Raw genomic sequence first — 690 nt, forward strand, 5'->3', positions numbered from 1 at the left:
TTACGATCGGCATGCGTTGCCAACAGCGAGCCGTTGCCTGGCTGAGACAGACCCAGAGCTTCTGTCAGACAGTTCATTGAGTTTGCGGTGAACATGCCTGAACACGATCCACACGTTGGGCATGCACTGCGTTCGATCTGTTCGCTTTGTTCGTCTGACACTTTAGGATCGGCGCCTTGGATCATGGCATCGACAAGGTCTAGCTTGATGATCTGATCTGAAAGCTTGGTTTTGCCCGCTTCCATTGGGCCGCCAGATACGAAGATAACTGGAATGTTGAGACGCATTGACGCCATCAGCATCCCTGGAGTGATTTTGTCACAGTTAGAGATACACACCATGGCATCTGCACAGTGCGCATTAACCATGTATTCGACCGAGTCGGCAATCAATTCACGTGATGGCAGCGAGTAAAGCATGCCGCCGTGACCCATTGCGATGCCATCATCGACGGCGATGGTATTGAATTCTTTTGCGATGCCGCCTGCCGCTTCAATCTCTTGAGCAACAAGTTGGCCCAAATCTTTAAGGTGTACGTGGCCTGGTACAAACTGAGTGAATGAGTTCACCACGGCGATGATTGGCTTACCGAAATCTTCGTCTTTTACACCGGTTGCACGCCAGAGCGCACGAGCTCCCGCCATGTTACGACCATGTGTGGTGGTAGCTGATCTATATTTTGGCATTTCT

General features: G+C 51.0%; 1 protein-coding gene. It reads right to left on the reverse strand.

The window, feature by feature from the left end:
• Positions 1–686: dihydroxy-acid dehydratase (locus tag R7R78_RS26515; protein WP_225474659.1), on the reverse strand; the 686-nt coding region annotated here is incomplete at its 3' end.
• Positions 687–690 lie beyond the last annotated feature (4 nt).

It is taken from the genome of Vibrio sp. 2134-1 (genome assembly GCF_033339495.1).